The organism is Bacteroides fluxus YIT 12057, from assembly GCF_000195635.1.
In the GTDB taxonomy this organism is placed as follows: domain Bacteria; phylum Bacteroidota; class Bacteroidia; order Bacteroidales; family Bacteroidaceae; genus Bacteroides; species Bacteroides fluxus.
In genome coordinates this window covers 1-5,932 of record NZ_GL882608.1, presented here as the reverse complement: position 1 = coordinate 5,932, position 5,932 = coordinate 1, and the positions used below count along the sequence as shown (strand labels likewise).

Here is a 5,932-nt window from a genome sequence, read left to right as displayed (position 1 = left end):
TCAGCGTTAGTGAAGCGAACTGTGTTTTTTCTCTTTTCGGTCTGCAAAGGTAACTCCACACTCCGAAGCCCTTGACCGCTCTCCGTGTTCCGTTGTGGAAATGGCAGGGAAAAAGAAAAAAAAGTGTGTGGCTATGCAGTGTGTTAGCGCTGTGTGTATTCCCATGCGGAATGTATATATAGCAAGAAGTGTCCTTGTCGGACATTCTTGCCTTTCTCGCTTTGCTCAAAAGGATTTTAAGATTACCTTTGCGACATGAAAGTAAATCGAACGGAGAAGATAACATTCCGCTGCACCGCACTTGAAAAGGCGGCACTTGCGGAACAGGCAGCCCGATGCGGCATCAGCATATCGGAGTACTGCCGTACACTCGCACTGGGCGGACGACCCAAGGAGAGGTACACGGAAGAAGAAAGGGAACTGTTTCGGGAGATAGCCCGACTGAAAGGAACACTCCAGCGTCTGAACAACTACTTCGGTGGGCGCCAGTACAGGGAAGTGTTCGAGGAGAACCAGGCACTAATCAATGAACTTAAAAAGATACTTTCACGATGATAGCAAAAGGAAAGAGCATATCTCATGGCACGGCAGCACTGGAGTACGACCTTGCCAAAGAGATAAACGGAGAGGCAGCAGCCACCGAGATACACCGCCATGAGCTTTTCGGCTGCACAGGCGAAGATATGGTGCAGGAGATGAAACCTTACTTTGTTGATTTTCCGAACGTAAAGAACAACTGCCTTCGGTTTGAGGTCAGCCCTTCAGTGGAAGAAAGTGCAGGCATGACCGATGCGGACTGGGCGAAGCTCGGTAATGACTTCATGCAGCGCATGGGTTTGATGAACCACCAGTACATCATTGTGAAGCACAGCGGAACGGAGAAGAACCGCAGGCAAGCCCACCTGCATATACTGGCAAACCGTGTGTCGTTATCGGGAGAACTATACCAGGATAACTGGATAGGGAAGAGAGCTACGGAAGCTGCCAACAGTATAGCCAGAGAACGGAACTTGGTACAGTCAAAGGATATAGGCAAAGCCAACAGGGAAGAGATAAAACAGGCTATGGATGATGTTCTTATACGGATGCAGGGGTTTGACCTTGCCGGATTCAGCCGGGAACTCGGAAAACTGGGCTTCAAGGTAAGGGAAGCCCGGGCAAGTACAGGCAAACTCAACGGCTACTACGTGAAAGCCCGGAGCGGAACGGAATACAAGGCAAGCGAGATAGGGAAAGGCTATACGCTTGCCCATATCGAGAAGACACAGAAAAAATTGAAGTATAACTCAATCAGCAGGAATTATGGAAACACCCTCAAACCCAAAGACGGAGGATTACACCTATAAGCAGGGGCAGTACAGCCCCCGAAAGAGAAAGGACACCACGCCCAAAGTAAATCCGCAGCTTGCGGTAGAACTTGTGTTTCAAGAATTGAAGCGTGTAGAAGCTTATACGAAGCGCATAGAGGATGCAACAACCAAAAAGGTAGAAATAGACAGGGGAAGCCTTGAAAGTGCTGAAAATCGCCTAAAAAACGTATTGGCGGACTTTGAACGGCAGGGAAACAGAATGAAAAATGGCAGCTATGTGGACAAGAACGTTTCCATGTATTCAATCCTTTGTGCTGTTTTTTCCCTATTGTTCGCCTGTCTGATGTGTTATCTGTGGGTGGATGCAGCCAAGGACAGGGATAACTACAAGAGGTATTATGAATATTTTCAGCAGGAGCAAAATGCTAAATAAAAAAAGCGGGCGCTTTTTAGAGCGTCCGCTAATATAATTATTTGCTGAATGTACAATCTGCTATAAATCCGAAAGAGGGGGTTGTGCCTTTTCCTTTGAATTCCCATTTAAACATTTTGTCATTTTGGTCTTGGGCATCCCAATAAGCCGTCCAAACAAATCTTGTGTTTGATAGTGGTCCTGTTCCGCTAAAAGCTACACTTTCTGGTGTAGTTATGTTATCGTCATAGTCAGGTTTTGCATTAGGGCTTAATACTTCAAAGAAATAATAATTGAACTGAATCGAAGCGTTTAACCTTACTTCCATGTTGATGGTACGACTGGCATCTTTAAAAGAACCTGTTGTGCTTTGAGAACCCCCATTAATGCTTAGTGTTGGAAGTGGAGCTCTTGTCCCAAGTGCTGCATATTCAGATATATCAAAGTCGAAGTCAACATTCTCTTTTACTTTTCTTACAAATGTTTTACTTCCTGTAGAATAGACCATATATGCGACATTAGGGTCAGCTATGGCTTCTGCTACTTGTGCGTTTAAAGCTTGTAATTCTTGCTTGTATTTTTCAATGCTTAGAGGACTGACTTTTTCTAAATCTTTCCAATCGGACCCGGTTACATAAGATAAAGCCCTTGTCTTTTTGTTCTCATTGATAAAATACTCTCCAGTAGACTCATTCACATCCACAAAACGGGATAGGATTTCCATATCTGTTGCGGTATTACTAACGACTGGTTCTGTAATTTCTTCATTACTACATGAGAAAAGGAATAATCCAGTCAACATGGCAAAAGTTGTTGTTAATAATTTTTTCATATATATTCTTTTAAGGGGTTATAGAGCCAAAACTACAAAAAAAATTCTATATTTGCATGATTTAATATGTTAATTATGAAAAGAATAATTGTTTTTTTTGCAGTGGTTGTACAAATGCTGCTTCTTCCCTGTTGTGTTGAGAAACAGGGTTATTATAGCAGTGGAGAAGAAAGCATAATCGCACTAATATGTGATATAACTTGGACTGGTGGGAAAAAAGAGTATGAAGATGGTAGCTCTTGGGAATCTATTTGGAATTTTGATAAAGATGGGACATATACACGAACTAATGTAGAGATTGATAAAGATGGGAACAAAAAAGAAGGTGAGATTCGTGGAAGATGGTCTTTTGCCACTCCTAACTTTAGCGTATTATACTTTGGTGGTAGTCATTATTGGGATATTAAAGAGCTGAATAAGAAAATCTTCTCATTCTACGACAGAACAGGAGAATTGAACGACCCACTCATGTCTAAAGAATATGTTGAATTTTACCCGTATAATGAAGAAAAAGACTAATTAGTCATACCTTAAAAGTGATATGATTGAAAGCCGGAACAGCATGGGTATGCTGGATCCGGCTTTTTAATATACTCGGGAATGCTTCCAGAGTTTCCACTTTTCGTTTGGGTATGCAAAGATACCCAAAAAATCTGTTTATTCCTCTTTCTTGATTTTATTTGAGAACTCTTTTGACGGTTTGAAAGCCGGAATATCATGAGCTGGAATAATCAGGGTTGTATTCTGACCGATATTGCGTCCGGTCTTTTCAGCACGTCTTTTGACGATGAAACTGCCGAAGCCACGGAGATAGACTTCCTTCCCCATCGACAGGGAGCATTTCACAGTTTCCATGAATGCTTCCACTATCATTAAAACTTCATCCCGGTCTATCCCGGTTTGTTTTGAAATCTCTTGTACTAAGTCTGCTTTTGTCATTTTTGTAATAGCTTTATGTTGAATTACACTTCTTTCAGTTTGATTTTGATGGCATTGATTACATACCCTTTGGGATTGTTTGCAAAGCGTGCGCCTTTCTTCAATTCTCCCAAGAACCCTATGAAATCCGGGATGCGGTTTTGCCCCTCGATAAGGGTTTTCTTGTTCTTGTTGATTTCATCAGACTTGAAGTCAAAGGAGAATTTGAGGTAGTCATATACGTTGTTCTCCAGCTGGAGCCGTGCCGTAACTTTAGCCATGCGCGCCTGTTCCTGTAGTGCAGGGTCTTCTCTGTCTTCAAAGAATACAGGGAATAGGGTCCAGCCAATGACCTTCTTTCCTTCCTTTTCCTCCTTAGCGACAAAGGAGTATGGAGAGGATTCATCAAGTTCTTTTTTAGCTGCATCGATAACATATCTCTTGAAATCATTAACTCTTTCGTACTTTCCTTGCAAGCAAAACCTTTCGCGAAGTCCGTCAGACCCCTCTAACGACACAAACAAAGGTTTGGTTTGTCCGGACATCAGCTCATAGAATCGCATGGCATAGACGCTTTTAAACTTCATGGCTGTTATGAGTTCGTATTTCTTGAACCCTTTCGTAAAATCAAGTGCGGCTCTCCAGATAGGGTCATAGACATGAAAGGTAGCAATACCTGTGCCTTTTTCTATTTTAGGGTGTTCGATGATGGCTGTATAGAACCAAATCTTATCATCTTCATATTCAGCCCCTTTCTTAGATAGCGATGTGAATGCAGCTTTAGCCTTGGCATAGTTGTGGTCATCTTCGTCTCGAAGAATGGATGCTACAGGCATGGTGATGTTCACCCCACAGTCAGACGGCTCAATCTTGTGCATGTGGTCTTTGATTTTAATACCTTCCAACCATCGTTGGGCAAATTCGATAAGACGATATATGATACGCTTTTCGTAAGGACTGAAATCGTATTTGGCACATGTCCATATGTAGGACTGAAATATGGCTTTGTTTGGTAGGTTTTCGCTCATAGGTATTCTTTTAGATTGTTGCGTATGGGTCAAGTTCCTTAATCCGCTTACACAAATAATCGAAGCGTTTCTTAGTAAGCGGTGTGAGTGTATTGAGGTTCTCGCCATCAAAATTCTCTCCAAAGATAATGTCGTCCACCCCTATGCCGTGATTATAGTTCTCACGCACGCAATCACGCAGAATCCAAAGGTTGCGCAGGTTCACCCAGTCTGCCGTTTTATTCTTGATTCTGCTGAACAGCACAGCAGCTGTGTAGAGGTAGTGTCCGCAATGGTTGTAGTCATGCAGCACCAGTTTCCCTTGATAGTATATGTCGAAGTCTTTGTTTTCCTCATCTTCCTTTGTATCGCAGTAGAAGAACGGAATATCTTTCAGACCGTCCCAATCAATGTAAGTTGTTGGTTTCATAAGTGTGCTTTTATGGTTTTCTGCAAAGATATAAATTAAGTACGAGTTTAACAAATGAAACTCGTACTGTTTATTCTTTACCTCGTTTTTAGAGTGTTAATTTTTATTCTTTATCTCGTACTTGAGTATTCTTTATCTCGTACTTAGAGGGTGTTTTTCTCGCATAATGCGCGCGCGCGAGGATAGGACATAGATAGTCGATGTTAAGATAGAAACAGGCTCGTAAGGTTGAGATTGCTTCTCAACTTTCGGAAAAACGGATGAAGAACAATAGGGAAAACAAAGACAAAGCCCCCTCGTAAGGGGGTTGGGGGATTGTGCGGTTATTGAAGCTTTTTTTGCGTGTTAAAATATATTAATTTGGTTACAATATCGGTGACAATGGTTACATTTGTATCACAATCAAAAAGTTTAAGATATATGCAAGTAATTCCATTGAGCAAATTTCGGACGAATCAGACAGCGACCCTTCTTCGTGCTATTCAGGGAGAATCCGTCTTTCTGACTTCACGTATCGGTGATTTTAAATTGGTGCCAGTGTCCGTAGAAGAAAAAATAGCCACTCGAATAAGAGAGGGCTTGAATGAAGTGAAACGAATCGAAGCTGGTGAGCAGCCAGCCAAGAGCGCAAACGCATTTCTTGATGAGCTTTGAAGTAAAGACCACCCCACATTTTGAGAGGGAAGCGAAAATCCTTGCAAAAAGGTATAAGTCTTTTAAGGCTGACATGAAGGATTTTATCGAGTCATTGGAAAAGAACCCCATGCAGGGGGATGAACTGAGCCCAGGTATCCGTAAAATAAGACTTGCCATTGTTTCTAAGGGAAAGGGTAAGTCTGGGGGAGCACGTGTTATCACATACACGATTTGTGCATCGGAGAGTGAAGGTCGTGTTTATCTTGTGGATGTCTATGATAAGTCAGACTTCTCTACCGTAAGTGTATCTATTCTTAAAAAAATCATATCTGAACAGGGTATCCTTTGACCAGTCAGCGTTAGTGAAGCGAACTGTGTTTTTTCTCT

The 5,932-nt window shown here is 42.1% G+C and carries 10 protein-coding genes; 6 read left to right on the top strand and 4 right to left on the bottom strand.

What is annotated here, in order from left to right:
- The first annotated feature begins 255 nt into the window (after window positions 1-255).
- The 3 genes from mbpA to mbpC are packed head-to-tail and all read left to right on the top strand — an operon-like array spanning window position 256 to window position 1,743.
- The gene (mbpA, locus tag HMPREF9446_RS01695; RefSeq protein WP_009123700.1) at window positions 256-555 is read left to right on the top strand and encodes a mobilization protein MbpA; all 300 of its coding nucleotides are present in this window, start codon (window positions 256-258) and stop codon (window positions 553-555) included.
- Window positions 552-1,346 (top strand): mobilization protein MbpB, encoded by a 795-nt coding sequence (gene mbpB, locus HMPREF9446_RS01690; protein WP_008142477.1) that lies wholly within the window; start codon window positions 552-554, stop codon window positions 1,344-1,346. The genes mbpA and mbpB overlap by 4 nt, the downstream gene beginning before the upstream one ends.
- Window positions 1,303-1,743, top strand: coding sequence for a mobilization protein MbpC (mbpC, locus tag HMPREF9446_RS01685; protein WP_009123699.1), 441 nt, complete (start codon window positions 1,303-1,305; stop codon window positions 1,741-1,743). The genes mbpB and mbpC overlap by 44 nt, the downstream gene beginning before the upstream one ends.
- Before the next feature lie 37 nt (window positions 1,744-1,780).
- Here mbpC and HMPREF9446_RS01680 read toward each other — a convergent pair whose 3' ends face one another.
- Window positions 1,781-2,554 carry a hypothetical protein gene (locus tag HMPREF9446_RS01680; protein ID WP_009123698.1) on the bottom strand — a complete coding sequence of 258 codons (774 nt, stop codon included), beginning with the start codon at window positions 2,552-2,554 and terminating at the stop codon, window positions 1,781-1,783.
- A gap of 75 nt (window positions 2,555-2,629) precedes the next feature.
- Here HMPREF9446_RS01680 and HMPREF9446_RS01675 point away from each other — a divergent pair, with 75 nt between their 5' ends.
- A complete protein-coding gene (locus HMPREF9446_RS01675; RefSeq protein WP_032591120.1) occupies window positions 2,630-3,073 on the top strand; it encodes a hypothetical protein in 444 nt (147 codons plus the stop codon).
- 138 nt (window positions 3,074-3,211) lie between these two features.
- Here HMPREF9446_RS01675 and HMPREF9446_RS01670 read toward each other — a convergent pair whose 3' ends face one another.
- Genes HMPREF9446_RS01670 through HMPREF9446_RS01660 form a run of 3 tightly spaced genes read right to left on the bottom strand, consistent with a single transcriptional unit; the run spans window position 3,212 to window position 4,909 of the window.
- Window positions 3,212-3,493, bottom strand: coding sequence for an HU family DNA-binding protein (locus HMPREF9446_RS01670; RefSeq protein WP_009123696.1), 282 nt, complete (start codon window positions 3,491-3,493; stop codon window positions 3,212-3,214).
- 23 nt (window positions 3,494-3,516) lie between these two features.
- Complete coding sequence (locus tag HMPREF9446_RS01665) at window positions 3,517-4,500, bottom strand: replication initiation protein (RefSeq protein ID WP_009123695.1); 984 nt, start codon at window positions 4,498-4,500, stop codon at window positions 3,517-3,519.
- Between the two features lie 10 nt (window positions 4,501-4,510).
- Entirely contained in the window at window positions 4,511-4,909 is a 399-nt protein-coding gene (locus tag HMPREF9446_RS01660; RefSeq protein ID WP_009123694.1) for a hypothetical protein, read from the bottom strand.
- Between the two features lie 420 nt (window positions 4,910-5,329).
- Between HMPREF9446_RS01660 and HMPREF9446_RS01655 the strand changes: the two genes are divergently transcribed.
- Window positions 5,330-5,563, top strand: coding sequence for a hypothetical protein (locus tag HMPREF9446_RS01655; protein WP_005783253.1), 234 nt, complete (start codon window positions 5,330-5,332; stop codon window positions 5,561-5,563).
- A complete protein-coding gene (locus tag HMPREF9446_RS01650) occupies window positions 5,553-5,894 on the top strand; it encodes a type II toxin-antitoxin system RelE/ParE family toxin (RefSeq protein WP_008142487.1) in 342 nt (113 codons plus the stop codon). Before HMPREF9446_RS01655 ends, HMPREF9446_RS01650 begins: the two co-directional genes overlap by 11 nt.
- The last annotated feature ends 38 nt before the right edge of the window (window positions 5,895-5,932 follow it).

Excerpts from the sequence above, each read along its gene's own strand:
- HMPREF9446_RS01670 (WP_009123696.1), bottom strand. The coding sequence starts at position 3,493 with ATGACAAAAGCAGACTTAGTACAAGAGATTTCAAAACAAACCGGGATA.
- HMPREF9446_RS01655 (WP_005783253.1), top strand. The coding sequence starts at position 5,330 with ATGCAAGTAATTCCATTGAGCAAATTTCGGACGAATCAGACAGCGACC.
- HMPREF9446_RS01665 (WP_009123695.1), bottom strand. The coding sequence starts at position 4,500 with ATGAGCGAAAACCTACCAAACAAAGCCATATTTCAGTCCTACATATGG.
- HMPREF9446_RS01660 (WP_009123694.1), bottom strand. The coding sequence starts at position 4,909 with ATGAAACCAACAACTTACATTGATTGGGACGGTCTGAAAGATATTCCG.
- mbpB (WP_008142477.1), top strand. The coding sequence starts at position 552 with ATGATAGCAAAAGGAAAGAGCATATCTCATGGCACGGCAGCACTGGAG.
- HMPREF9446_RS01680 (WP_009123698.1), bottom strand. The coding sequence starts at position 2,554 with ATGAAAAAATTATTAACAACAACTTTTGCCATGTTGACTGGATTATTC.
- mbpA (WP_009123700.1), top strand. The coding sequence starts at position 256 with ATGAAAGTAAATCGAACGGAGAAGATAACATTCCGCTGCACCGCACTT.
- mbpC (WP_009123699.1), top strand. The coding sequence starts at position 1,303 with ATGGAAACACCCTCAAACCCAAAGACGGAGGATTACACCTATAAGCAG.
- HMPREF9446_RS01675 (WP_032591120.1), top strand. The coding sequence starts at position 2,630 with ATGAAAAGAATAATTGTTTTTTTTGCAGTGGTTGTACAAATGCTGCTT.
- HMPREF9446_RS01650 (WP_008142487.1), top strand. The coding sequence starts at position 5,553 with ATGAGCTTTGAAGTAAAGACCACCCCACATTTTGAGAGGGAAGCGAAA.